The organism is Amycolatopsis sp. NBRC 101858, assembly GCF_030269325.1.
Lineage (GTDB): Bacteria > Actinomycetota > Actinomycetes > Mycobacteriales > Pseudonocardiaceae > Amycolatopsis > Amycolatopsis ponsaeliensis.
The window spans coordinates 2,180,234-2,204,652 of sequence record NZ_BSTD01000001.1; the positions used below are offsets into that span (position 1 = coordinate 2,180,234).

At 71.2% G+C, this 24,419-nt stretch carries 19 protein-coding genes; 14 read left to right on the forward strand and 5 right to left on the reverse strand.

What is annotated here, in order from left to right; all coding sequences use genetic code 11:
• Nucleotides 1-90: 90 nt before the first annotated feature.
• A complete protein-coding gene (gene purD / locus QSK39_RS10635) occupies nt 91-1,365 on the reverse strand; it encodes a phosphoribosylamine--glycine ligase (protein WP_285477443.1) in 1,275 nt (424 codons plus the stop codon).
• A 170-nt stretch (nt 1,366-1,535) separates the two neighbouring features.
• On the opposite strand from purD, the gene QSK39_RS10640 reads away from it, so the two are divergent.
• From QSK39_RS10640 to QSK39_RS10650, 3 genes are all read left to right on the forward strand, one after another.
• Nucleotides 1,536-2,687: a glycerophosphodiester phosphodiesterase gene (locus QSK39_RS10640; RefSeq protein ID WP_285477444.1), complete on the forward strand. Its 1,152-nt coding sequence runs from the start codon at nt 1,536-1,538 to the stop codon at nt 2,685-2,687.
• A 40-nt stretch (nt 2,688-2,727) separates the two neighbouring features.
• Complete coding sequence (locus QSK39_RS10645) at nt 2,728-3,642, forward strand: serine hydrolase domain-containing protein (RefSeq protein ID WP_285477445.1); 915 nt, start codon at nt 2,728-2,730, stop codon at nt 3,640-3,642.
• A 70-nt stretch (nt 3,643-3,712) separates the two neighbouring features.
• Nucleotides 3,713-5,254 carry an amino acid permease gene (locus QSK39_RS10650; protein WP_285477446.1) on the forward strand — a complete coding sequence of 514 codons (1,542 nt, stop codon included), beginning with the start codon at nt 3,713-3,715 and terminating at the stop codon, nt 5,252-5,254.
• 57 nt (nt 5,255-5,311) lie between these two features.
• Here QSK39_RS10650 and QSK39_RS10655 read toward each other — a convergent pair whose 3' ends face one another.
• On the reverse strand, nt 5,312-6,550 hold the full coding sequence (locus QSK39_RS10655) for an MFS transporter (RefSeq protein ID WP_285477447.1): 1,239 nt from the start codon (nt 6,548-6,550) through the stop codon (nt 5,312-5,314).
• A gap of 150 nt (nt 6,551-6,700) precedes the next feature.
• On the opposite strand from QSK39_RS10655, the gene QSK39_RS10660 reads away from it, so the two are divergent.
• Complete coding sequence (locus QSK39_RS10660; RefSeq protein ID WP_285477448.1) at nt 6,701-8,335, forward strand: Na+/H+ antiporter; 1,635 nt, start codon at nt 6,701-6,703, stop codon at nt 8,333-8,335.
• On the opposite strand, the gene QSK39_RS10665 is transcribed toward QSK39_RS10660, so the two are convergent.
• Nucleotides 8,316-9,218, reverse strand: coding sequence for a TIGR03564 family F420-dependent LLM class oxidoreductase (locus tag QSK39_RS10665; RefSeq protein WP_285477449.1), 903 nt, complete (start codon nt 9,216-9,218; stop codon nt 8,316-8,318). The two genes, QSK39_RS10660 and QSK39_RS10665, sit on opposite strands and share 20 nt — an antisense overlap.
• Nucleotides 9,219-9,423: 205 nt before the next feature.
• Here QSK39_RS10665 and QSK39_RS10670 point away from each other — a divergent pair, with 205 nt between their 5' ends.
• Together QSK39_RS10670 and QSK39_RS10675 are read left to right on the forward strand one after the other, a co-directional pair.
• The gene (locus tag QSK39_RS10670) at nt 9,424-12,369 is read left to right on the forward strand and encodes an AfsR/SARP family transcriptional regulator (RefSeq protein WP_285477450.1); all 2,946 of its coding nucleotides are present in this window, start codon (nt 9,424-9,426) and stop codon (nt 12,367-12,369) included.
• A 130-nt stretch (nt 12,370-12,499) separates the two neighbouring features.
• Nucleotides 12,500-12,997 carry an OsmC family protein gene (locus tag QSK39_RS10675; protein ID WP_284749148.1) on the forward strand — a complete coding sequence of 166 codons (498 nt, stop codon included), beginning with the start codon at nt 12,500-12,502 and terminating at the stop codon, nt 12,995-12,997.
• Here QSK39_RS10675 and QSK39_RS10680 read toward each other — a convergent pair.
• Complete coding sequence (locus QSK39_RS10680; RefSeq protein ID WP_285477451.1) at nt 12,994-14,280, reverse strand: adenylosuccinate synthase; 1,287 nt, start codon at nt 14,278-14,280, stop codon at nt 12,994-12,996. The genes QSK39_RS10675 and QSK39_RS10680 overlap by 4 nt on opposite strands.
• 78 nt (nt 14,281-14,358) lie before the next feature.
• Here QSK39_RS10680 and QSK39_RS10685 point away from each other — a divergent pair, with 78 nt between their 5' ends.
• The 7 genes from QSK39_RS10685 to QSK39_RS10715 all read left to right on the forward strand — a co-directional run bounded on the left by QSK39_RS10685 (nt 14,359) and on the right by QSK39_RS10715 (nt 22,005).
• A complete protein-coding gene (locus QSK39_RS10685; RefSeq protein ID WP_502873254.1) occupies nt 14,359-15,039 on the forward strand; it encodes a hypothetical protein in 681 nt (226 codons plus the stop codon).
• A 140-nt stretch (nt 15,040-15,179) separates the two neighbouring features.
• A complete protein-coding gene (locus tag QSK39_RS10690; RefSeq protein ID WP_285477452.1) occupies nt 15,180-15,818 on the forward strand; it encodes an HNH endonuclease family protein in 639 nt (212 codons plus the stop codon).
• Between the two features lie 135 nt (nt 15,819-15,953).
• Complete coding sequence (locus QSK39_RS10695) at nt 15,954-17,564, forward strand: ABC transporter substrate-binding protein (RefSeq protein ID WP_285477453.1); 1,611 nt, start codon at nt 15,954-15,956, stop codon at nt 17,562-17,564.
• Nucleotides 17,561-18,517 (forward strand): ABC transporter permease, encoded by a 957-nt coding sequence (locus QSK39_RS10700; RefSeq protein WP_285477987.1) that lies wholly within the window; start codon nt 17,561-17,563, stop codon nt 18,515-18,517. Before QSK39_RS10695 ends, QSK39_RS10700 begins: the two co-directional genes overlap by 4 nt.
• A complete protein-coding gene (locus QSK39_RS10705; RefSeq protein ID WP_285477454.1) occupies nt 18,510-19,334 on the forward strand; it encodes an ABC transporter permease in 825 nt (274 codons plus the stop codon). Before QSK39_RS10700 ends, QSK39_RS10705 begins: the two co-directional genes overlap by 8 nt.
• Nucleotides 19,331-20,881 carry a dipeptide ABC transporter ATP-binding protein gene (locus tag QSK39_RS10710; protein ID WP_285477455.1) on the forward strand — a complete coding sequence of 517 codons (1,551 nt, stop codon included), beginning with the start codon at nt 19,331-19,333 and terminating at the stop codon, nt 20,879-20,881. The genes QSK39_RS10705 and QSK39_RS10710 overlap by 4 nt, the downstream gene beginning before the upstream one ends.
• Before the next feature lie 17 nt (nt 20,882-20,898).
• Nucleotides 20,899-22,005, forward strand: a complete 1,107-nt coding sequence (locus QSK39_RS10715) for a glycosyltransferase (protein ID WP_285477456.1) — start codon at nt 20,899-20,901, stop codon at nt 22,003-22,005.
• Here QSK39_RS10715 and QSK39_RS10720 read toward each other — a convergent pair.
• Nucleotides 21,989-23,866, reverse strand: a complete 1,878-nt coding sequence (locus tag QSK39_RS10720) for an FAD/NAD(P)-binding protein (protein ID WP_285477457.1) — start codon at nt 23,864-23,866, stop codon at nt 21,989-21,991. The two genes, QSK39_RS10715 and QSK39_RS10720, sit on opposite strands and share 17 nt — an antisense overlap.
• Before the next feature lie 182 nt (nt 23,867-24,048).
• Between QSK39_RS10720 and QSK39_RS10725 the strand changes: the two genes are divergently transcribed.
• Nucleotides 24,049-24,339, forward strand: coding sequence for a hypothetical protein (locus QSK39_RS10725; protein ID WP_285477458.1), 291 nt, complete (start codon nt 24,049-24,051; stop codon nt 24,337-24,339).
• Nucleotides 24,340-24,419 lie beyond the last annotated feature (80 nt).

Sequence of the window (24,419 nt, forward strand, 5' to 3'; positions counted from 1 at the left end):
CCGACTCCCGTCGAGGCTACCAACCCGGGTGTGACAGCAGGCTGAGTTTGGACGAAGTCCGCCGCCCGCCGGTTCCCGGGTCCGCCGAACTCAGGCCCGCTGCTTGACCGTCGGGGCGCCGACCTCGCCGTTCGCCGCCTTGAGCGCGATGTCCGTGCGGTGGTGCGAGCCCGCGAGGTGGACCTTCTCGACGGTCTCGTACGCGTGCTTGCGGGCCGACTTGAGCGTCTTGCCCGTGCCGACCACCGACAGCACGCGGCCACCGGAGGAGACCACGGCGCCGTCGTCGCGACGGCGGGTGCCCGCGTGCAGCACGCCTTCCAGCTCGGCACCGCCGATGACGTCGCCGGTGCGCGGCTTGCCCGGGTAGCCGTCGGCGGCGATCACCACGGTCACCGCGGCGCCGCCGGCCCACTCCAGCGGCGGGTGCTCGGCGAGCTTGCCGGTGGCGGTGGCGTGCATCAGCCCGGCGATCGGGGTGCGCAGCAGGGCCAGGACGACCTGCGTCTCGGGGTCGCCGAAGCGGCAGTTGAACTCGATGACCTGCGGGCCGTCGGACGTCAGCGCGAGCCCGGCGTACAGCAGGCCGGAGAACGACGCGTCCCGGGCGACCAGCTCGTCGGCGACCGGTTGAACAACCCTCTCGACCAGGTCCTCGACCAGGTTGTCGGGCGCCCAGGGCAGCGGCGCGTAGGCGCCCATGCCGCCGGTGTTCGGGCCGGCGTCGTCGTCGCCGACGCGCTTGAAGTCCTGCGCGGGCAGCAGCGGCACGACCGTGTGGCCGTCGACGAAGCAGAACAGCGACGCCTCCGGACCGTCCAAAAAGGACTCCAGGAGGACCGGATGGCCGCCGTCGAGGAGCATGATGGCGTGCTTGCGGGCGACGTCGTAGTCGGTCGTGACGACGACGCCCTTGCCGGCGGCGAGGCCGTCGTCCTTGACCACCCAGGTCGGGCCGAAGCGGGCGAGCGCGGCGTCGAGGCGGGCCGGGTTGTCGACCACCTCGCTGCGCGCGGTCGGCACGTTCGCCGCGGCCATGACGTCCTTCGCGAACGCCTTCGAGCCTTCGATGCGGGCCGCCGCGGCCGACGGGCCGAAGCAGGCGATGCCCGCCTTGCGGACGGCGTCGGCGACCCCGGCGACGAGCGGGACCTCCGGCCCCACCACCACGAGGTCGGCCTGCCAGCTCTTCGCGAGCGACGCGACCGCTTCCGGGTCCGCCGCCTCGACGCCGAGCTGCTCGGCCATCGCGGCCGTCCCGGCGTTGCCGGGCGCGCAGGCCAGGGCGGTGACCGCGGGGTCGCCGGACGCCGCGAGGACGAGTGCATGCTCACGGGCGCCGGAGCCGATTACCAGTACGCGCACGCCGCACAGCGTATCCGGCGGGTTCACGCCGGACATTTCGCCGTCCCTCGGGTGGAGGAGTCCACGCTCCGTTCACCGCCGTGCCCGCCCGGATACGTCCGTCGGACGCTTGCGGCGGTGAGGGTTGCGCGAGTAGTCAGGGTCAACCCTGTGTGAAAAGAGGTCACGAGATGAAGCGCAAACGTGTCGGCGTGCTGGCACTCGCCGGACTGGCGTTGCTGAGCGTCACCGGACTGGCCGTCGGGTCGGCGAGCGCGTCCGCAGTGTCGTTCGAAAGCGAGGGGTCCGCCGATGCGGCCGCGCACGGACGGGGCCACGATGACCCCGTGATCATCGGACACCGCGGTGCGCCCGGGTACCGGCCGGAGCACACCCTCGCCTCGTACGAGCTCGCCTACCGGATGGGCGTCAGCTACGTCGACGTCGACCTCGTGCCGACCAAGGACGGCCAGCTCGTCGCCCGGCACGAGCCGGAGATCAGCGGCACCACCGACGTCGCGAAGCACCCGGAGTTCGCGAACCGCAAGAAGACCCTGGTGATCGACGGCGTCTCGACGACCGGCTGGTTCACCCAGGACTTCACGCTGGCGGAGCTGAAGACGCTGCGCGCGGTCGAGCGGATCCCGGCGAACCGGCCGCACAACACGCTGTACAACGGCCGCTACCGGATCGCTTCCTTCCAGGAGGTGCTCGACCTGACCAAGCGGCTCGGCAAGGAGCTGCACCGGACGCTCGGCACCTACCCCGAGGTCAAGCACTCGACGTTCTTCCAGTCGATCGGCAACCCGGTCGAGCCGAAGCTCGTGCCGATCCTGAAGCGCAACGGCCTCGACCGGCCGGACGCGCCGGCGATCATCCAGTCGTTCGAGGTGGCGAACCTGATCGCGCTGCACAGGCAGGTCCGGACGCCGCTGCTGCAGCTGACGTCGGCTTCGGGTGCTCCGGCGGACTTCGTCGCGAGCGGAGACCCGCGGACGTACAAGGACATCGTCACGCCGCAGGGGCTGAGGGACGTCGCGAAGTACGCGAAGTACCTCGGGCCGGACAAGGCGCAGATCATCCCGCTGGACGCCACCGGGAACCTGACCAAGCCGACCGCGATCGTCGCGGACGCGCACAAAGCGGGCCTGAAGGTGCAGCCGTACACGTTCCGGAACGAGAACCCGTTCCTGCCGGCGAACCTGCGCTCGTCGGCCGAGCCGGACGCCTACGGCGACGTCTTCACCGAGGAGGCCGCGTTCCTCCAGGCCGGCGTCGACGGCTTCTTCGCCGACCAGCCGGACACCGCGCTCGAGTCGCTGCACGCGTTCCTGGGCCGGTAAACGCTTTGCCGTGGAGGGCGCTTCCGTGGACGCTGAGTCCATGGAAGCGCCCTTCTCCGGTGTCGTGCTGGTCAGCCGCGGCGACGAGACGCTGCTCGCCGAAGCCCACGGGTACGCCCACGTCGCCCACGGCATCGAAAACACCGTCGACACGCGGTTCGCGATCGCCAGCGGTACCAAGGGGTTCACGGCGCTGGTCGTCATCGGGCTCATCGCCGAAGGGCGCTTCGAACTGTCGACGAGAGCGCGTGACGTCCTCGGCGGCGACCTGCCGCTGATCGACGACCGGGTGACCGTCGAACACCTGCTCACGCACACGTCCGGCATCGGCGACTACTGCGACGACGACGCCCCGCCCGAGCACCCGCCGTGGCTCGTCACCTCGGCGGACTACCTGGCCGCGCTCGACGGCTTTGCGCAGCGGTTCCCGCCGGGCGAACGCTTCCACTACAACAACGGCGCCTTCGTCGTCCTCGGCTTGATCGCCGAACGGGTCGCGGGCACACCTTTCGCCGACCTCGTGCGGACGCGGGTCACCGAGCCCGCCGGGATGACCGGCACGACGTTCCTCCGTTCGGACGCGCTGCCCGCCCGGACGGCCACCGGCTACCTCGAAGACGGCCGCACCAACGTGTTCAGCCTGCCGGTGGTGGGCCACGGCGACGGCGGGATCTACAGCACCGCACCGGACTTCCGGAAGTTCTGGGCCGCTCTGTTCGACGGCCGGATCGTGCCGCGGAGGTGGGTCGACCGGATGCGGCGCGGGGACCGCTACGGCCTCGGGCTCTGGCTGCCCGGGCCCGGTCTGGCGCGGCTCGAAGGCGGCGACTTCGGCGTCGCGTTCCGGAGCACGCACGAGCCGTCATCGGGCGTCACCGCGACGCTGATCTCGAACGACCACCGAGGTGGCGGGCCCCTGCTGCGGCGGCTGGACGAGTTCTTGACGAAGGCTTGACACCCTCCGGGACCGGGGCTACCTTCGGCGAATTCAATGGTCTGGCCGCATACCTTTCAAGAGGTGCCCGATGGACGTTTCCGACCAGCAGACCACTCCCGACCACGCCGACGAAGACAGCGCGCGCCTCCACCAGCTGGGGTACGCGCAGGAGCTCAAGCGGACGATGTCGGGGTTCTCGAACTTCGCCGTCTCGTTCACCATCATCTCCATCCTGTCCGGCTGCCTGACGCTCTACGGCTTCGGCATGAAGACGGGCGGGCCGGCCGCGATGATCTGGGGCTGGCCACTGGTCGGGGTGTTCGTCATCCTGGTCGGCCTCGGCATGGCCGAGGTCTGCTCCAGCTACCCGACCGCGGGCGGGCTGTACTACTGGGCGGCGCGGCTGGCGCGGAAGAACGGCCCCGCGTGGTCGTGGTTCACCGGCTGGTTCAACCTCATCGGGCAGATCGCCGTCACCGCGGGCATCGACTTCGGCGCGGCGCTGTTCCTCAACGCGTTCCTCGACCTGCAGTGGGGCTTCTCGGCGACGCCGGGGCACACGATCCTGCTGCTCGCGATCATCCTCGTGGTGCACGGCCTGCTGAACACCTTCGGCGTCCGGATCGTGGCCATCCTCAACAACGTCAGCGTGTGGTGGCACCTCATCGGCGTGCTGGTGATCGTCGGCGTGCTGATCTTCGTGCCGGCCAAGCACCAGGACGCGTCGTTCGTCTTCGGCAGCTTCGTGAACCAGACGGGCTGGGGTTCGGCGTTCTACGTCTTCGCGATCGGGTTGCTGGTCGCGCAGTACACGCTGACCGGCTACGACGCGTCGGCACACATGACGGAGGAGACCAAGAGCGCGGCGACGGCGGGCCCGCGCGGCATCGTCATGTCGATCGTCGTCTCGCTCGTCGCGGGCTGGATCCTGCTGATCGGCCTGACGTTCGCGATCCAGGACTACGACGGCGCGGTCGGTTCCAGCACCGGCGTCCCGCCCGCGCAGATCTTCATCGACGCGACGGGCGCGGTCACCGGCAAGTTCCTGCTGCTGATCTGCATCGGCGCACAGCTGTTCTGCGGCATGGCCTCGGTGACGGCGAACTCGCGGATGATCTACGCGTTCGCCCGTGACGGCGCGATCCCGGGGTCGAAGTTCTGGCACAAAATCAACAAGCGCACGCAGACGCCGACCAACGCCGTCTGGCTCGGCGCGGGCGGCGCGCTGGTCCTGGCGCTGCCGTACCTGTGGAGCTACACGGCGTACAGCGCGGTCACGTCCATCGCCGTCGTCGGCCTGTACGTGGCGTACGTGATCCCGGTGTTCCTGCGCGTCCGCCTGGGCGACAGCTTCGAGCGCGGACCGTGGCACCTCGGCCGCTGGGGCAAGCCGGTCGGCATCATCGCGACGACGTGGGTCGTCCTGATCTTCGTGCTGTTCATGCTCCCGCAGGCATCCCCGGTGACGGTGGACTCTTTCAACTACACGCCGATCGCATTCCTGGTGGTCCTCGGCGGCGCGGGGCTGTGGTGGGTGCTCTCGGCGCACAAGTGGTTCAAGGGCCCCAAGGTCCAGGGCTCCGAGGCCGAACTCGCGGCGGTCGAAAAGGAACTGAAGGAACTCGGCTGACCGACCATGAGGGGCACCTTCACGGCTTTGAGTCCATGAAGGTGCCCCTCATGGCATTCAGGTGGTCGCGGGGCGGGATTCCGCGGCCGGGGCGGGAGCCTCGGCCGGCGACTCGCGGCCTGGACGCACCACCGTGACCGCCGTCGCGCCCAGGGCACCGACCGCCGCGAACGCGTAGAAGCCCCACGGGTACGCGATTCCCGCCGTCAGCAGCGCGCCGCCGAGGAGGGGGCCGGAGATTGCGCCTATCCGGCCGATGCCCGCTGACCAGCCGAGGCCCGTTGCGCGGATCGCGCCCGGGTAGATGCGGCCGATGTAGGCGTACACCAGCACCTGCGCGCTGAAGACGAAGCAGCCGGTCAGGAACACCGCCGCGTACAGCCCGACCGCCGGCAGCTTCACGCTCAGCAGCGCCAGGAACACCGCGCCGGCGATGAACCAGACGATCGCCGACGGGCGGATGCCGACGCGGTCGGCGACCCGGCCCGCGATCAGCAGGCCGACGATGCCGCCGACGTTCAGCGTCAGCAGCAGGCTCAGCGCCGCGCCGAGCGGGTAGCCGGCCTGGCGCATGATCTCCGGCAGCCACGTGTTGAGCCCGTACACCAGCAGCAGGCCCATGAACGACGTGACCCAGAACGCGATCGTCGCGCGCAGCAGGCCGCCGCGGAACAGGCCGGCCACCGCGTGCCCTGCCGACCGCTCGGTCGCGCGGACCTGCTGGAACGTCTCGGACTCCGGCAGGAACTTCAGCATCAGCGGGATCAGCACGACGGCCGGGAGCGCCCCCGCGACGAACATCGCGCGCCAGCCCAGGGGCGCGATCAGCACGATGCCCAGCAGCGCCGTCAGCACCGCCCCGACGTGGTAGCCGGTCATGACGGTCGTGGTCGCGCTGCCTGCCTTGCCGTGGCGCGCGTACTCCGTGACCAGCGTGATGGCCGTCGGCAGGCAGCCGCCGAGGCCGAGCCCGGCGACGAACCGCAGCAGGCCGAAGACGAACGTCGAAGGCGCGAACGCGCACAACAGCGTGCAGAGCGAGAACAGCGTCACCGAGATGATCAGGGACTTCCGGCGGCCGATGACGTCGGTGATGGTGCCGATCGCCAGCCCGCCCAGCATCATCCCGGCCAGTCCCACGGTCGAGACGACCGACGCCACGGCGGGCGTCAGGCCCCAGACGTGGTCACGCAGCAGCACGGGCAGCACGGAGCCGAGCACGACCAGGTCGAACCCGTCGAGCAGAACGGCGGTCCAGGCCAGGGGCACGACCCAGGAACGGGCGCCAGGGGACATGGGAGAACCTCCGGATGTGCGTCGGTGCACGTTGTCCGCACAGGTGTGCGGATTGCGCACAAGTATGCATGGGAGGATTGTCGTAATCCAGCTCACTTCCACTCACCGGAAGCCGAGCACAGGGCCGCGACCTGGGGAAAGATCACGCCCGTGGAGATCCTGACGCTGATGGGCGTGCTCGCCGGTTCGCTCGCGCTGACCGCTTTCGCCCGCCGCTACAACCTGTCGGCGCCGTTGCTGGTGGTGGTCGTCGCGCTCGGGGTCGCGCTGATCCCCGGCGTGCCGCGGCTGGAGCTGGAACCGGAGCTGATCCTCACGGTCGTACTGCCGCCGCTGCTCTACTCGACGTCGCTCGAGAGCTCGGTGACGCACTTCAAGAACAGCCTGCGGCCGATCGTCGCGCTCGGCGTCGTGCTGGTCGCGGTGACCGCGGTGGTCGTCGCCTTCGTCGTGCACCTGCTGCTGCCGGACATACCGTTCGCGTCGGCGCTGGTCCTCGGCGCGGTGGTGGCGCCGCCGGACGCGGTGACGGCGGTGGCGATCGGGCGCAAGCTCGGGCTGCCGCGCCGGCTGATGACCGTGCTGACCGGGGAAAGCCTGGTCAACGACGCCGCCGCGCTGACGCTCTACAAGGTCGCGCTCGCCGCGGTCGCGGGCACGGCGGGCTCGGCCGGGCACGGGTTCGCGGTGTTCGGGGTGGCGACCGTGCTGGGCATCGCGGTCGGCCTGGCGATCGGCGCGGTGGTCGTGCTGCTCCGGCGCCTGCTCGACGACCCGCTGCTCGAGTCGGCGTTCGGGATCATCGTGCCGTTCGGCGCGTACGTCACCGCCGAGCACCTGCACCCGTTCGGCGCGGAGTTCAGCGGGTCGGGGGTGCTCGCCGTCGTCGCGGCCGGGCTGTACCTGGGGAACCACTCGCTCAACGCGTCCCCCGCGACGCGGATGCAGGACAGATCGGTGTGGGCGTCCATCGACGTGCTGCTGGAGGCGCTGGTGTTCGCGCTGATGGGGCTGCAGCTGCCGTTCGTGCTCGACGGCGCCCAGCACGCGGCCCGCGACAACGGGACGCTGACGCTGGTCGCGGTGGTCGTGCTGCTGGTGACGATGCTGGTGCGGATCCCGGCGGTGTTCGTCTTCGCGTTCCTGCCGCGGACGTTGCGGCTGTTCGGCCGCGGGCGCGCGACCCCGTCGTGGCGGTCGCTGGCGGTGCTCTCGTGGACCGGCATGCGCGGCGTCGTCACGCTGGCCGCGGCGGCCGGTGTCCCCGCCGATACCCCGGGACGCGAGGAGATCCAGTTGTTCGCGTTCGCGGTGGCGATCGGCACGGTGCTGATCCAGGGCCTGACGTTGCCGCCGCTGATCCGGGTGCTGAAGGTGCAGGACCCTTCGGAGGCTTCTCGCGACGAGGCCGAAGAGCTGGCCGCCCGTGAGGTCGCGAAGCGGGCCGCGTACGAACGGCTGCGCGTGATCAGCCGCGACCGGCTCGCGTCCCTCGACCTGCCGCCCGAAAAGGTCCAACGGCTCAAGGAGCGGCTCGAACGGCTGGTGGAGACGCGCTACCGGTTCGCCGAAGCCACGATCAAGCTGTCGGGTGAGGACCGCCACGGCACCCCGCAGGCCCAGTTCGCGAAGGCCCGGAAGGAGCTGCTGGTCATCCAGCGCAAGGCGATGATCGAAGAGAACCGCGCCGGGCGCCTCGACGACGACATCCTGCAGAAGGTGCTGCGCGAGCTGGACCTCGAGGAGATGTCGGTGACGGCGGCGCTCACGAACCGATTGAGCTGATGACCTCCCAGGTCCGCCGGCGTTCGGCACTGGATCGGAGGCCGGTCTGCGAGACGAGGACGTCGGTCGCCCCGGCGTCGTAGTAGCGCTGGAGCCCGGCCAGGACGGTCTTCTCGTCGCCGATGATCGCGAGGTCGGCGGCGTGCTCGACGCCTTCGACGTCGAGGATCCGCCGGTAGGACGGGATCTGACCGTAGAAGGACATCTGCTCGACGGCCTTTTCCCGCACCGCGTCCGGCTCGTCGGTGACGATGGCCGGGACGGCGGCAATGACGCGCTTGCCGGCCGGGATGGCGGGCACGATGAGCTCGGAAAGCGCTCGCGGCCCGGCGAGGAAGGGCAGGGTGCCGTCGGCGAGCTCCCCGGTGACGCGCAGGGCTTGCGGCCCCATCGCGGCGACGATGACCGGCACGTCTCCGCCCACAGTGGACGGTCCGGGTGTTTTCGCGGTGATGGTCTCACCCTCGAAGTCGACGGCCTCCCCGGCGAAGACCTGTTTCAGGACGGTCAGGTACTCACGCAGGTGCCGGATCGGCGGCGGGTACTCGACGCCGTAGACGGGACCGAGGAAGCCCTTCGAGCCGAGCCCGATGCCGAGGGTGAAGCGCCCGCCGGTGGCGGCTTGCGCGGTCTGCGCGGCACTGGCGACGAGCAGCGGGTGCCGTGGGTAGGTCGGCACGACGGAGGTCCCGACCTCGATCCCGGGCACTTCCCGCCCGGCGAGCGCGGCGACGGCGATGGCGTCCTGGCTGAGCGGGAGCTGCGAGAACCAGACGGACTTCAGACCGGCCTCGGCGGCTTGGCGGGTCTGGGCGATGAGTTCGTCGACGAGGTTCGGCGCGGACTCGGTGTCGCCGGACGGAAGCGTGACTCCGATGGTCATGATCCCAAGCTAGCGAGCGGCGCCACCGGTTTCCGGCTTCCCAGGACCTGGGAACTCCCGAACCGACGCGCACGGTGGACCCCCTCGCCCCTCCATGCGCGCCGGCTCGGACCCCCAGTGCGCCCACCGTGCCAAGGTGGCTGTACAGGATCGGCACATCCGGGGAACATCGACCGGGCACACCGCGACCACCGGGAGGGATGCCGTGGAGTTCCTGCTCCTCGGCCCGGTCGAGGTCCGGTCGGGAACCGGGCACCTGCGGCTGTCCTCGCAGCGGCAACGGGCCCTCCTCGCCGCGCTGCTGCTGACTCCCGGCGTGGTGGTCCCGCCGGCCCGGCTGGTGGAGGTGATCTGGGGTGAGGCGGCGCCGCCCTCGGCGATGGCGAACCTGCGCACCCACGTCGCCCAGCTGCGCCGGCAGCTGGCCGAGCTGGACGCCGGCGCGCGGCGGATCCACGCCCGGGCCGGTGGCTACCTGATCGAAGTCCGGCCGGACGAGCTCGATCTCGAGCGGTTCGAACGCCTCGCCGCGGCCGGCCGGCGGGCGCTGCTCGCCGGAGACGGCAAGGTCGCCGCGGAGATACTGGGGAAAGCCTTGGCGTTGTGGCGGGGACGGCCGCTGGCCAACCTGCCCGCGACCGCGGCCTTCGACGGCGAGGCCCATCGGCTGACCGAGGCCCGGCTCGGCGTCGTCGAACACCACTGCCGCGCGCGCCTCGACCTCGGTGCGTGCTCGGAGGTGGCCGGCGAGCTGCACCGGCTGGTCGTCGACCACCCGCTGCGCGAACGGCTGTGGGCCCTGCTGATGCTCGCGCTCGCCGGCGCGGGGCAACAGGCGGCGGCGCTCGGCGCCTACGACACGATCCGCAGCCGGCTGGCCACCGAGCTGGGCGCCGAACCGGGCGCCGACCTGCGTGCGGCCCAGCTGGCCGTGCTGCGGCAGGCCGGTCCCGTCACCTCGTCCGTGAGTCCCGCGCAGCTTCCCCGGGCCGCGGCCGGGTTTCACGGACGTCACGCCGAACTGCAGGCTCTCGACCACCTCTTGCCCGCGGGCGACGGTTCACGCCTCGCGGTCGTCGTCGGCACCGCGGGGGTGGGCAAGTCGGATCTGGCGGTGCAGTGGGCGCACCGCGTCCGCGACCGGTTCCCCGACGGGCAGCTCTACGCCGATCTCCACCGCTCCGCGAGGCCCAGCCTGGTTCTCGGGCGGTTCCTGCGGGCTCTCGGCGTCCCGGCGCGGGAGATCCCGGACGACCTCGACGAAGCCGCCGCGTTGTTCCGGTCCGTGCTGGCGGCCAAGGCCGTGCTCTGCGTTCTCGACGACGCCCTCGATGCCGAGCACGTCCGCCCGTTGCTGCCCGCCGCGCCGCGGTGCATGGTCGTGGTGACCAGCCGCAACCGGCTCGACGGCCTGGTCGCCCTCGATGGCGCGCACCGCCTCGCGCTGGACGTCCTCGGCACGGCCGACGCGGTGGCCGTGCTCGGGGCCGCGATCGGTCCCGAGCGCGCGGCCCGGGAACCGGCCGCCACCGCCGAGCTGGCCGAAACGTGCGCGCGGCTGCCCCTCGCGCTGCGCATCACCGGCGCCCAGATCCGGCACCGGACCGGCCGCCGGGTCGCCGACCACCTCAGCGACCTGCGCGACCACGGGGTGCTGGACAGCTTGACGACCGACGGCGACACCAGCGCGCTGCGCGTCGCCTACGACCTCTCCTACGAAGCGCTCGACCCCGCGACCCGCCGCACCTTCCGGTTGCTGGGCCTGGTGCCCGGCCCGGACACGACCGTGCCGGCGGTCGCCGCCCTGACCGGCGCCCCGGCTTCGACGGCGGCCCGTCAGCTCGAGCGGCTGGCGTTGGCGCACCTCGTCCAGGAGCACGCGCCGGGGCGTTACCGGCTGCACGACCTGCTTCGCCGCTACGCCGGCGAACGCGCGCACTCCGATTGCCTCGAGGACGAACGCGACACGGCGACGCACGCGCTGCTCGACCACTACCTCGCCCGCACCGCCGCGGCCGCCGACATCCTTTACCCGTTCGTCCTGCGCATGCCGGAGACCGAGCCGCAGCGGAGCGCGTTCGACAGCGAGGAAAGCGCCCTGGCTTGGCTGAACGACGAAGTCCCCACCCTCGTCGCCGCGATCCGCCACGCCCACGCGGGCAAGCACCACCGGCTGACCTGGCAGCTCGTCGACGCCCTGCGCGGGCACTGCATGACCACCTGGCTCGCGGAAGCGCCGGAGCTCGCCCGGATCGGCCTGGACTCCGCCGAAGCCCTCGGCCTGCCGGACGTGCGGGCGGCCGCGCACAACAACCTCGCGGCCACTCACGCGCTCCGCTACGAGTTCCCGTCCGCCATCACGCACTTCCGAGCCGCGCTGGCGCTCTACCGCACGGCGCAGGTCCGGCGCGGTGTGACCGGCGTGCTGGGCAACCTGGCCACCGTCCACCTGGACGCCGGTGATCTCGACCGGGCCGACGCCCTCTTCGCGGAGGCGGCCGCACTCGATCCGCTGGGTAGCGCGCTCCGCCGGCAGAGTCTCGGCGTCCTCCACGAATACCGCGGCCGGCTGGCCGAGGCGGCGACGGCCCACGCCGAGCGGGCCGCCGAATCGCACAGTCCGCACGATCTCGTCCTGCTCGCCCGCGTTCACGCGCGAGGAGGCGACTACGGCGCCGCGCTGCCTGTCGCGGAAGAGGCTGCGACGAACGCGCGAAAATCCGGCGACCGGTGCACCGAGGCGTACGCGCTCGCGGTGCTCGGCACCGTCCACGCGGGTACCGGCGATCCCGCGCGAGCCGTCCGCCTCGCCGGAACAGCGCTCGAGTTCGCGCGCGGCACCGGCGTGCCCGGAGCCGAAATCGCGGGGCACGCCGCACTCGCGGTGAGCCTCCTGGCCGCCGGCCACCACCAGCGCGCGCTCGTCAGCGGCCACCACGCGCTCCGGCTCGCCCGCCGGACCGGCACGCGGTTCGACGAATGCGAAGCACTGATCACGATCGGCCGGATCCACCACGCCGCCGGATCGACGGCGCAAGGCGACCACTACCTCGGTTCGGCCCGGCACCTGGCGGAAACCCACGGCTACCACGGGCTGGCCGAAGCCGTCGCCGAGCTTTCCGCCTGCAGGGGCGAGACCCGGCGGTCGTGATCCCCGCGCCGCCCGCCCGCGCAAGCGCTTCCGCATGCCGGACACCGGTGCTCCCAGGACTTGAGAACCCGAGCGAGCGCTTTCGGATTCGCCCACCCTGTGGCGAAATACCGATCACCGAGGAGCACCCATGTCGCTGACCGACGTCATCGAAGGCACCCGCAAGGCCGTCGACGCGGACCCGCACAACGCCGCCGTCTCCTTCAGCGTGGCCCACACCCTCAAGCCCGGGACCAAGACCGAGGTGCACGTCAAAGTCCGGGACCACGAGTTCACCGTCGACGAGCCGCCCGCGCTCGGCGGGACCGACCAGGCCGCCAACCCCGTCGAGTTCGCGCTCGCCGCCCTGGGGTCCTGCCAGGTCATCACCTACCAGTTCTGGGCGGCGAAGCGCGGCATCCCGCTCGACTCCGTCAAGGTCACCGTCGACGGCGATCTCGACCTGCACGGCTTCTTCGGCTTCTCCTTCAACACCCGCCCCGGATTCGGGGACGTTCGCGTGTCCGTCGAACTCGAAGGGCCGGCGAGCCGGGAGCGCTACGAAGACCTCAAGCGTGAGGTCGACGAGCACTGCCCGGTGCTCGACCTCTTCCGCAACGAGACGCCGGTCAGCACCAAGCTGACTTAGACGAACTCGTGCCGCACGATCGTCTGCTCGCGGCCCGGGCCCACGCCGATCGCCGAAATCCGGGCGCCCGACAGCTCTTCCAGGCGCTCGACGTACGCGCGCGCGTTCGCCGGGAGCTCCTCGAACGTGCGGCACGCCGAGATGTCCTCGAACCAGCCCGGGTGCTCTTCGTAGATCGGGATCGCGTGGTGCACGTCGGTCTGCGTCATCGGCATGTCCTGCGTGCGGAAGCCGTCGACCTCGTAACCCACGCACACCGGCACCTTCTCCAGCCCGGACAGCACGTCCAGCTTGGTGAGGAAGTAGTCGGTGATGCCGTTGACGCGGACCGCGTAGCGCGCGATCACCGCGTCGAACCAGCCGGTGCGGCGCGAGCGGCCGGTCGTGACGCCGAACTCGCCACCCTGCTTGCGCAGGTACTCGCCGGACTCGTCGTGCAGCTCGGTCGGGAACGGGCCCGAGCCGACGCGGGTGGTGTACGCCTTGAGGATGCCGAGCACCGTGGTGATCCGGCCCGGGCCGATGCCCGAACCCGCGCTGGCACCGCCGGACGTCGGGTTCGACGACGTCACGAACGGGTACGTGCCGTGGTCGACGTCGAGCAGGGTGCCCTGTGAGCCTTCGAGCAGCACGATCTCGCCGCGCTCGAGGGCCTGGTTGAGCTGCAGCCGCGTGTCGGCGATGCGGTGCGCGAACTTCTCGCCCGCGGCCAGCACCTCGTCGGCGACCTCGTTCGCGTCGAGGGCCTTGCGGTTGTAGACCTTCACCAGCACCTGGTTCTTGAACTCCAGTGCGGCTTCGACCTTCTGCCGGAAGATCTTCTCGTCGAGCAGGTCCTGCACGCGGACGCCGACGCGGGCGATCTTGTCCTGGTAGCACGGGCCGATGCCACGGCCGGTGGTGCCGATCTTGCGGCTGCCGAGGTAGCGCTCGGTGACTTTGTCGATGGCCACGTGGTACGGCATGATCAAGTGGGCGTCGGCGGAGATCAGCAGCTTGGACGTGTCGACGTCCCGCGCTTCGAGGCCGGAAAGCTCTTCCAGCAGCACACCCGGATCGACGACCACGCCGTTGCCGATGACGTTCGTCACGCCGGGGGTGAGGATGCCGGACGGGATGAGGTGCAGGGCGAAGTTCTCGCCGTTCGGCAGGACGACCGTGTGACCGGCGTTGTTGCCACCCTGGTAGCGGACGACCCACTGGACGCGGTCACCCATGAGATCGGTGGCCTTGCCCTTGCCTTCGTCTCCCCATTGGGCACCGATGAGCACGATGGCCGGCATGTGACACTCCAAGGTGTTCGAGGACGTGAGGTTTAGTGTCCCGGACGGACACCGGTGGCGCTGACGAAATGCCGGTGCATGACTGTAACGGAGGTCCTGCGGGTGCGCGGACTAGTGGTGGCCTGTGGCGACGAGGCGGCGGGCTTCGAAGAGGTCGACGACGTCGAGTCGATCCGCGTGCCCAGCCGTCCCGGCAAGGCGGAAATCGACCCCTTGCTGGGCGAACACGATCACCTGGTCGTGTCGGGCACCGACGCGGACCTGGCGGCCGTGGTCGTGCGGCTGCTCCGCAAGGACGCGATCTCCGGCGTGTCGGTCGGGTTCGTGCCTTCGTCGCCGGACTCCGCCGTCGCCGAGCTCTGGAACCTGCCGAAGACGCCGCTGCAGGCCCTCGCGCTCGCCCTGCGCGGGGAGGTCGACCCGGTGCCGCTGATCCGCGACGACGTCGGCGGCGTGCTCGTCGGGCGCGGGGCGCTGCGGCTCGTCCGCGGCGTGGCCTACGCCGACGAGCAGGTGGCGCTGCGCGGACCGGCGTCGTCGATCGAGGTGACGCCGGACCCGGGCGGGCCGGGCCTGGCCGTCCGGGTCGTGAAGGGGACGATCTTCAAGCGGCCGACGACGCTCTACTCGCGCGCGTTCCAGATCGGCTGCATCCCGACGCGGCCCGTCAGCGACGACGTCGTCCACGACCGCGCGGTGAACAAGTGGACCTGGTACCGGCACACCCAGGATCTCCGGCTGGTGCGCAGCCCGTCCTGACCTGCGGTTTTCATCCGCGAGTGCACGCACGGCAACGCAGCGTTCACCAACGGGCAGCAACATGTCACCTATACGTGTTGCACTTGCCACTCCCGTGTATCAGGGTTAGCTGTCCCCACACCTGACACGGAGGCAGCAAGATGCCAACCAGGCGTGCTGTTCGTCATTCCTTGACCGTTCTCGCGGCCACCGCCGTGCTCTCCGCCACGCTCGTCAGCGTCGCCGACGCCACGCCGCCGGGCATCCCATCGGCTTCGACGGCGAAGACCGAGCTGGCCGCGCTGACCGTCAAGGCCGACGGTTCGCAGACCGGCTACAGCCGCGACAAGTTCCCGCACTGGATCGACCAGGGCAACAGCTGCAACACCCGCGAGCTGGTGCTCAAGCGCGACGGCACGAACGTCGTCACCGGGTCGGACTGCGCGGCGACGTCCGGCAGCTGGTTCAGCCCGTACGACGGCGAGACCTGGACCGCGACGTCCGATGTGGACATCGACCACGTCGTGCCGCTGGCCGACGCGTGGCGCACCGGTGCGTCCGGGTGGACGACCGCGCAGCGCCAGGCGTACGCGAACGACCTCACCGACCCGCAGCTGATCGCCGTGACGGACAACGTCAACCAGGAGAAGGGCGACAAGTCGCCCGACCAGTGGAAGCCGCCGCTCACGAGCTACTGGTGCACCTACGCGAAGATGTGGGTCGCGGTGAAGTACAAGTTCAAGCTGACGATCAACACCGCGGAGAAGTCGGCTTTGACGGACATGCTCGGCCGCTGCTGATCGCGGGCGGTTAGTCAAGGGGCATTCGTTGCGGTGTCAGGGAATGGGACCGCCGTTCGCTCTGTGGGACGGCCTTCAGCGCGTGGTTAGCGTCGCTCATCGAAGACGCAACCGCTCCCCGCTGGAGGCCGTCCGGTGTCCCCACTCTTCCGCGCCCGCAACGCCGCGGCCCTGCTCGCCCTGCCCATCCTGCTGACTTCCTGCTCCGCCGCCGGCACCGAACAGGCCGCCGACGCGGGCCCGCCGAAGGCCGGCGGCACGTTGCGCCTGGGCATCTCGTCCGCGCCCGACTGCATCGACCCGCAGCAGACCGCGACGAACGCGTCCATCAACGTCGCGCGCCAGCTGGTCGACTCGCTGACCGACCAGGACCCGAAGACCGGCGAGATCAAGCCGTGGCTGGCCGAGAAGTGGGAGGTCAGCGCCGATTCGACGGCGTTCACCTTCCACCTGCGCGCCGGCGCGACGTTCTCCGACGGCAGCCCGGTCGACGCCGCCGCGGTGAAGACGAGCTTCGACGGCATCAAGGCCCTCGGCACGAAGGCCCAGCTCGGCTACGGCTACCTCGCCGCGTACAAGACGTCGACGGTGGTCGACCCGCGGACCGTGCGGATCGAGTTCTCCTCGCCCAGCGCCCAGTTCCTGCAGGCCAGCTCGACGATGTCGCTCGGCGTCCTCGCGCCGGCGGCGTTCCAGAAGACGCCGGAACAACGCTGCCAGGGCACCGGCCTGATCGGCTCCGGGCCGTTCGTCTTCGAAAGCCTGAAGCAGAACCAGGAGATCGTCCTGGCCAAGCGCAAGGGCTACGGCTGGGGCTCGTCGCTGTTCAAGCACCAGGGCGAGGCCTACCTCGACAAGATCGACTACAAGATCGTGCCGGAGCCCGGCGTCCGCACCGGCAGCCTCGCGTCCGGCCAGCTCGACGCGGCCACCGACATCCAGCCGGTCGACGAGCCGCAGTTCAAGGGCAACGGCTTCAGCGAGAACATCCGCCCGAACCCCGGCGTCGTGTTCAACCTGCACGCCAACACCACGCGCGGCGTGCTCACCGACGAGAAGGTGCGCCAGGCGGTGCTCAAGGGCGTCGACCGCACCGAGGTCGTGAACACCGTGCTGACGGCCAGCTACAAGCCCGCCACCAGCATCCTCGGCTCGGCGACCCCGCTCTACGACGACCTCTCGCAGCAGCTCGCCTACGACCGGAAGGGCGCGGCCGCGCTGCTCGACGGCGACGGCTGGGTGCCCGGTCCCGACGGGATCCGCGTCAAGAACGGGCAGAAGCTGAGCGCCTCCGTCGTGTTCTCGCCGGTGTTCAACCAGAACCGCAGTGTGCTGGAGCTGGTCCAGCAACAGCTCCGCAAGATCGGCTTCGACCTGCGGATCGAGCAGCACACGACGGCCGAGACCACGCAGATCCAGCTGTCCGGGAACTACGACTTCCTCTGGTACAACGTCACCCGCGCCGACCCGGACATCCTGCGCGGCCAGTTCTCCACCAAGGCAGGCAACCGCAGCAAGCTCGCGCCGGGCAACCCGCTCGACGTCGCGCTCGACGCCCAGTCGTCCACTGTGGACAACGCCAAGCGCAAGCCGTCGGCCGACGAGGTGCAGAAGCTGATCGTCGACCACGCCTACGCGGTCCCGGTGTTCGAGCTGACCCAGGTCGTCGCGCTCAGCTCGCAGGCGCACGCCGTCGACTTCGAGGCGTCGTCGCGGCTGCAGCTGTTCGACGCGTGGCTCTCGTGAGGCGGTACCTGCTCCGCCGCGTCGGGCAGGCGGTGTTCGTGCTGTGGGCGGCGTTCACGCTGTCGTTCCTGATCCTCTACCTGCTGCCGGGCGACGCCGTTTCGGCGAAGCTCGCCAGCGGGGAGGCGGGTTCGTCGGCGACGCCCGAGCAGCTCGCCGCTGCCCGCGCGGAGTACGGGCTCGACTCACCCCTGCCGGTCCAGTACGGGAAACGGCTGGTCTCGGCGCTGCACGGCGACTTCGGCCGCAGCGTCGCGACCGGCGACGACGCGACGCACATGGTCGTCACAGCGTTGCCGCCGACGCTCGCGGTGACCGGGCTGGCGCTGGTGTTCGCGGTGCTGTTCGGCGGCGGCTCGGCGTTCCTCGGCACGTTCACGCGGTTCCGCTGGCTGCGGCAGGCGCTGTTGTCGTTGCCGTCGCTGGCGATCTCGCTGCCGCCGTTCTGGGTGGGGCTGCTGCTGATCCAGTTCTTCTCGTTCCGGCTGCGGCTGCTGCCGGCGCTGGGCACGCAGGGCTTCGAGACGATCGTCCTGCCCGCGATCACCCTCGCGCTGCCGACCGGCGCGATCATCGGGCAGGTGCTGGCCAAGAGCCTCGCCACGCAGCAGGAAGAGCCGTATGCGGAGATCGCGGCGGCCAAGGGGGCGAGCCGCTGGCGAGTCCACTTCGGACACCTCCTGCGCAACGCCGCCGTGCCGACGCTGACCGTCGCCGGGGTGGTGGCGGGCAACCTCGTCGCGGGTTCGGTGATCACCGAGACGGTGTTCTCGCGCGACGGCGTCGGCCGGATCACCGCGGCCGCCGTCACCGCGCAGGACGTGCCGGTGGTGCAGGCGGTGATCGTGCTGGCCGCGCTGGTGTTCGTGGTGCTCAACCTGATCGTCGACCTCCTCTACCCGCTGCTCGATCCGCGGATCGCGCGTACCCCCGCGGAGGTGGCCCGTGGTTGACCTCGCCACCCCGGCCCGCACGGCGGTGCGCCGCCCCGGGCTCGTGATCGCCGTCGCCGTGCTGGCGTTCGTGCTGCTCGCGGCCTTCGTGCCGGGCCTGCTGACCGGGTACGACCCGATCACCGGCGTCCCCGTCGAACGGCTCCAAGGCCCTTCGCTGCACCACCTGTTCGGCACCGACGAGACCGGCCGTGACGTCTACGCCCGCGTGATCCACGGCGCGTCCCTCTCACTGCGAGCGACCGCGATCGCCGTGCTCGTGGCTTTGATCGCCGGGTCGGCGCTGGGCCTGCTCGCCGGGTTCCGCGGCGGCTGGGCGGACACCGTGATCATGCGGATCGTCGACGTCTTCCTGGCCATCCCGCCGATCCTGCTGTCGCTGGCCCTGGTCACCGCGCTGGGCTTCGGCACGACGAACGTCGCGATCGCCGTCGGCATCGCGAACCTCGCGTCCTTCGCGCGGGTGATGCGCGCGGAGGTGCTTCGCGTGCGAAACGGCGTGTTCGTCGAAGCCGCGCGAGCCTCCGGCGTGCGCTGGTCCGGCGTGCTGCTGCGGCACGTCCTGCCGAACGCGGCGGGCCCGGTGCTCGCGCTGGCGACGCTCACCCTCGGCACGGCCGTGCTCGAGGTGTCCGCGCTGAGCTTCCTCGGCTTCGGCGCGACGCCGCCGACGCCGGAGTGGGGCTCGCTCGTCGCGGGCGGGCGCAGCTTCCTCGCCACGGCCTGGTGGATGACGACGTTCCCGGGGCTGACGGTCGCGGCGGTGGTCCTCGCCGCGAACCGGCTGTCCCGCGCGCTGGACGGAGGAGACCGATGACCCTGCTGCGGATTTCGGACCTGGCCGTGTCGTACCGGAAGGTCCCGGCGGTCCGTGACGTCGGGCTGCACGTCGACGCGGGCGAGGTGGTCGCCGTCGTGGGCGAGTCGGGCTCGGGCAAGTCGACCACGGCGCACGCGGCGATCGGCCTGCTGCCCCGCGGCGGCCGCGTCGACGGCGGCTCGATCACCTTCGACGGCCGGGACCTGCTTTCCCTGTCGGACAAGAAGTGGCGCGGGGTGCGCGGCCGCGAGATCGCGCTGGTGCCGCAGGACCCGGCGGTGTCGCTCAACCCCGTGCACCGGATCGGCGACCAGGTCGCGGAGGTGCTGAAGATCCACGGGCTCGCGGACCGGCGATCCGCGTCCGTGCAGGCGATCGAACTGCTCGAACGCGCGGGTGTCCCCGACCCGGCGCTGCGCGCGAGGCAGTACCCGCACCAGCTGTCGGGCGGCCTCCGGCAGCGCGTGCTGATCGCGTCGGCGCTGGCCGGGCGGCCGAAGCTGATCATCGCGGACGAGCCGACGTCGGCGCTGGACGTCACCGTGCAGCGCCGGATCCTCGACCACCTGACGTCGCTGGCGCGGGAGTCGGGCACGGCGATCCTGCTGATCACGCACGACCTCGGCGTCGCGGCCGACCGCGCGGCGCGGATCGTGGTGCTCTCGCAGGGCTCGGTGGTCGAGGAGGGTTCCTCGGTCGTCAGCGCGCCGACGCACCCCTACACCCAGCAGCTGCTGGCGGCGGCGCCGAGCATGACGAGCACCGTGCGCCCGCCCGCGCCGGCCGCCGAGCCGCTGGTTTCCGTCCGAGACCTCGCGAAGACGTTCGATGGCGGCATCCGCGCGGTCGACGGGATCTCGTTCGCCATCCCGCGCGGCCAGACGCTGGCCCTGGTGGGCGAGTCGGGCTCGGGCAAGTCGACGACCGCCCGCATGGTGCTCCGGCTGGAGACGCCGTCGGCGGGTTCGGTGGAGTTCGACGGCCAGGACATCACCGCGTTGGCCGGCGCCGAGCTACGACGACTGCGGCGGCGGATGCAGATCGTCTACCAGAACCCGTACGCGTCGCTGAACCCGAAGTTCTCGATCGAGGACGTCGTCGCGGAGCCGTTGCGGGCGTTCGGTCTGCCGCGCACCCGGGTCCCGGAGCTGCTGGAGCAGGTGGCGCTGCCTTCGTCGGTGGCGCGCCGGAAGCCTGCGGAGCTGTCGGGCGGGCAACGCCAGCGGGTGGCGATCGCGCGGGCGCTGGCGCTGCGGCCGGACCTGGTGGTGTGCGACGAGCCGGTGTCGGCACTGGACGTCTCGGTGCAGGCTCAGATCCTGCGGCTGCTGGCGGAGCTGCAGTCGGAGCTGGGGCTGTCGTACCTGTTCATCTCGCACGACCTGGCCGTGGTCCGGCAGCTGGCGGACCAGGTCGGCGTGATGCGCGAAGGCGCGTTGGTGGAGCTGGGGCCGGCCGCGCAGGTGCTGGAAGCACCCCGGGCGGAGTACACGAAGGAGCTTCTCGACGCGATCCCCGGACGTTCGGTGCAAGAGGTCGGCTGACGAGTACGCTCGGGTCGGTGCGGATCCTCTTCACGTGCCGCCCCGCGTACGGTCACCTGTTTCCCTTGCTGCCGCTGGCGAACGCGGCTGCCGAAGCCGGGCACGAAGTCGTGTTCGGCACCGGCGAGGCCTTCGTGCCCAAGGTGCGTGACCTCGGCTTCGAGGTCCACCGCGCCGGGATCGGCATCGGCGAGGCGGAGGCCGAAGCCAAGAAGCGGCACGGCGAGGACGCCGGCTTCCTGGACGTCGGCATCACGATGTTCGCCGAGCTGCTGCCGCGGTCGTTGCTCGACGACCTGACGCCGTTGCTCCCCGAACTACGCCCGGACCTGGTCATCTACGAGATGAGCGACGTCGGCGCCGGAGTGGCGGCGCGCCGCGCGGGGATCCCCGCCGTGTCGGTCGTGATCGGGCGGTCGATGCCGCCGGAGCTCCTGGCCGTCGCCGCCGAACGGCTGCGGCCGCTGTGGGGCACGCTCCCCTCGGACGCGCTGTTCGGCGACGCCTGCGTCGACGTCTGGCCGGACAGCCTCCGCGACCCGGGCACCGCGTCGGTGCCGACGGTGTTCCGGATGCGCCCAACGCTGTACGACCCCGACGTCCCGCTGCCACCGCTGCCCGAAGACGGCTTCGTGTACCTGACGCTGGGCACGGTGGTCTTCGGCGCGACGGACGTCCTGCGCGGCGCGATCCGCGCGTTGTCCCGCCTGGACGCGGACGTGCTGGTGGCGCTCGGCCCCGGCGATCCCGCGCTGCTCGGTCCGCTGCCGGACCGGGTCCGGGCAGCGGGGTTCGTCCCCCAGGCGGAGGTGCTGAAGCACGCGGGCCTGGTGGTGCACCACGGCGGCACGGGCACGGTGCTCGCGTCGCTCGCGGCCGGGCTGCCGCAGCTGGTCCTCCCGCAGGGCGCCGACCAGTTCGCCAACGCGGAAACGCTTTCGACGCTGGGCGCGGCGAAGTCCCTGGTCGGCGACGCGATCCGGATTCCGGCGATCGAGGCGGCGGCCCGCGAGCTGCTCGCCGATCCGAAACCCGGCGAGATCGCCCGGGGCATCGCAGCCGAGATCGCGGAAATGGCCCCGCCGGCGCAGGTACTGGCGGAAGTCGTCAGCTGGGCGGGCTGACCAGCGCCAGGATCTCCCGCGCCACCGCGTCGTTCTGGCGGAAGCTCGACGCGTTCGTGCGGGGCCGGGTGAACGCCGCCGCCGAGCGGGCGCTCGTGTGCGGGCCCACGGCGAAGCGGTGCGGGTGCGGACGGCCGGTGCCGTCGAGCAGACGGGAGTCCGACACGCGCGTGTGGATCCGGCCCGACGGCAGCAATGCGCCGGTCACCGGGTCCGCCACCGTCTCCTCGGCCAGCTCGCCCGTGTCGCGCAGCTGCCGGAGCAGGCCGTCCGCCGCCCGGGTGACGCTCGGGCCCGGCAGCCGCGCTTCGACCAGGGTCCGCGCCGACACCGTTCCCGGGTAGCTGGCGCTGATCGCGGCGAACTCGCCGCGGTCCGCCGTCACCTGCATGTCCGCGCCGGCGAACGAAACCACGCCGGCCTGGTGCAGGGCCAGCAGCTCCTCCAGCCGGCGCGGCGGCGGCCCGCTGGCGTAGTACGAGAAGAACCCGTGGAACCAGCCGTCCATGTCGGACACCTGCGACGACGCGTCCAACCGTCCTTTTTGGACGAGCAGCGGCAGCTGGCCGTACACCGAGAGCAGCGCCATGAACGCACCCAGGTCGGCGCTGAACTCCTGGTCCGCCCGGCGCGCGAGGTCGGCTTCGATGTACTCCCGCAGCTCCTTGCCGAACTCCTCCGCCGAGCCGAACTCGCGGCCGGCCATCGGGCGGTCGAGCCGGTCGAGGTCGAGGCGGTCGGCTTCGGCGGGCACCGCCCGCTCGACGAGGTCCCGCATCTCCGGCGAATCCCAGGGCAGGTCGGCGAAGGCGTCGGCGAACACGACGAAGTCCAGGCGCACGCGGTCCGGGTGCCCGGTGAACAGCTCGCTGTAGTAGCCCCAGGCCAGCTCCTTCGCGATCAGCGGCCAGACGTCCGCGCGGAAGTCGAGCGCTTCTCCCGGCAGGCCGTCCATGGCGTAGGCGTCGAAGAACCTGGGCAGCCGCAACGGTTTCCCGCGCAGCCGGTAGCCGATCTTCGCGTGGTAGGGCACCCCGCGCCGCGAGCCGACGTGCAGCACCGGCTCGGCGCCGCTCGGGTGGTAGCGCAGGCCGCCGCACGGCAGCTCTTCGAACCGGCCGCCGCGCCCCTCGGTCAGCAGCAGCATCAGGTCGACGAACGCCAGCCCGAACCCGCGCACCAGCACGGTTTCGCCCGGCGCGATGCCGGAGTAGTCGACGTCGGCGGTGTAGCCGGCCGGGTAGTAGGCGAGCCCGTGGCGCGCGGCGAACGTGACGAGCTCGCGCTCCCGGTCGTCCGGTTCCGCGTCGAGGTGCCCGACGGTGAACACGACGGCGTCCGCCGCGACGGTCGTGCCGTCGGACAGGCTGACGGTGTGACCGTCGGCCCCGACGGCCCGAGCGGCGTGCTCGACGACGTCGATGCACTCGGGAAGGTCGCCGAGGATCTTGCGGTAGACCCAGGTCAGGTAGGCGCTCTGCAGCCGCCGGGTCGGGAAGTCGAAGCTGTCGAGCGCGGTCAGCTCGGCGACGACGTCGGCGGGCACCTCGGCGTCGAGCGAGCCGTCACGGACTTTTCGGGCCCACTCCAGCAGCGTCGGCCCCGGCCGCACCGGGCCCGCCATCTTCACCGAGTCGTCGGTGAACATCGTGACGTCCTCGGGCATGGAGTTCATCCGCAGCAGCGGCGACTGGTCGTAGCGCCACACCCGGCCGGGCCCCGGCGGGAACGGGTCGATCAGGTGCACCTCGAGCCGGCGGCCGCGCAGCAGCCCGGAGTTCGCGCCGAGCCGCTCGAGGACGCCGACCCCCCGGGGTCCGGCGCCCACGACGGCGAGGGTGAACGGCGCGCGCTCGGCCATGCAGCCGAAGCTACGCCGGGGCTCCCGACCAGGGCGTCCTTCCCATACTCCGGAATTCGGGGAATAAAACCAAACACTGCGGTGCGTGGCGCCGAATCCCCGGGGCACGCCGGCGAGAGGAGCGGATTTGTCCCTTGTCCACCCAGGCGCCCGGGCCTTGCCAGCACCGCAACCGCGAAGAAGTGACTGACGAGATCAGTGCGCCGCACCGCGTTCACACCGCGCAGGACGTGGTCGGCACCCTGCTCAGAGGCAACTGGGCGATCTTCGCGCACGAGTGGGCCGACCCCGGCGGGATCGACCCGAAGCACTGGCGGGACGTCGTCGAGGCCGCGTCGGAGGCGGCCGGGGTCGACGTCGAGTTCGTGGTCGTCCCGCGCCGGTCCCTGACCGTCGTGTTCAACCGGGCGGCCCCGCCCACCTTCGAGCAGGTCCGCGCGTCGATCGAGGTGATCGAGCGGTACCGGGCCTGAGTTCCACCCTGCGGACTTCGTTGCCGCCTTCCTCATGCCAGGCGTAGCCCTGGGAGTACCGACACGAGAGAAGGTGGACG

Coding starts and splice junctions, on each gene's coding strand:
- QSK39_RS10655 (WP_285477447.1), bottom strand. CDS start 6,550: ATGTCCCCTGGCGCCCGTTCCTGGGTCGTGCCCCTGGCCTGGACCGCC.
- QSK39_RS10690 (WP_285477452.1), top strand. CDS start 15,180: ATGCCAACCAGGCGTGCTGTTCGTCATTCCTTGACCGTTCTCGCGGCC.
- QSK39_RS10640 (WP_285477444.1), top strand. CDS start 1,536: ATGAAGCGCAAACGTGTCGGCGTGCTGGCACTCGCCGGACTGGCGTTG.
- QSK39_RS10645 (WP_285477445.1), top strand. CDS start 2,728: ATGGAAGCGCCCTTCTCCGGTGTCGTGCTGGTCAGCCGCGGCGACGAG.
- QSK39_RS10680 (WP_285477451.1), bottom strand. CDS start 14,280: ATGCCGGCCATCGTGCTCATCGGTGCCCAATGGGGAGACGAAGGCAAG.
- QSK39_RS10685 (WP_502873254.1), top strand. CDS start 14,359: ATGACTGTAACGGAGGTCCTGCGGGTGCGCGGACTAGTGGTGGCCTGT.
- QSK39_RS10720 (WP_285477457.1), bottom strand. CDS start 23,866: ATGGCCGAGCGCGCGCCGTTCACCCTCGCCGTCGTGGGCGCCGGACCC.
- QSK39_RS10665 (WP_285477449.1), bottom strand. CDS start 9,218: ATGACCATCGGAGTCACGCTTCCGTCCGGCGACACCGAGTCCGCGCCG.
- QSK39_RS10710 (WP_285477455.1), top strand. CDS start 19,331: ATGACCCTGCTGCGGATTTCGGACCTGGCCGTGTCGTACCGGAAGGTC.
- QSK39_RS10650 (WP_285477446.1), top strand. CDS start 3,713: ATGGACGTTTCCGACCAGCAGACCACTCCCGACCACGCCGACGAAGAC.
- QSK39_RS10675 (WP_284749148.1), top strand. CDS start 12,500: ATGTCGCTGACCGACGTCATCGAAGGCACCCGCAAGGCCGTCGACGCG.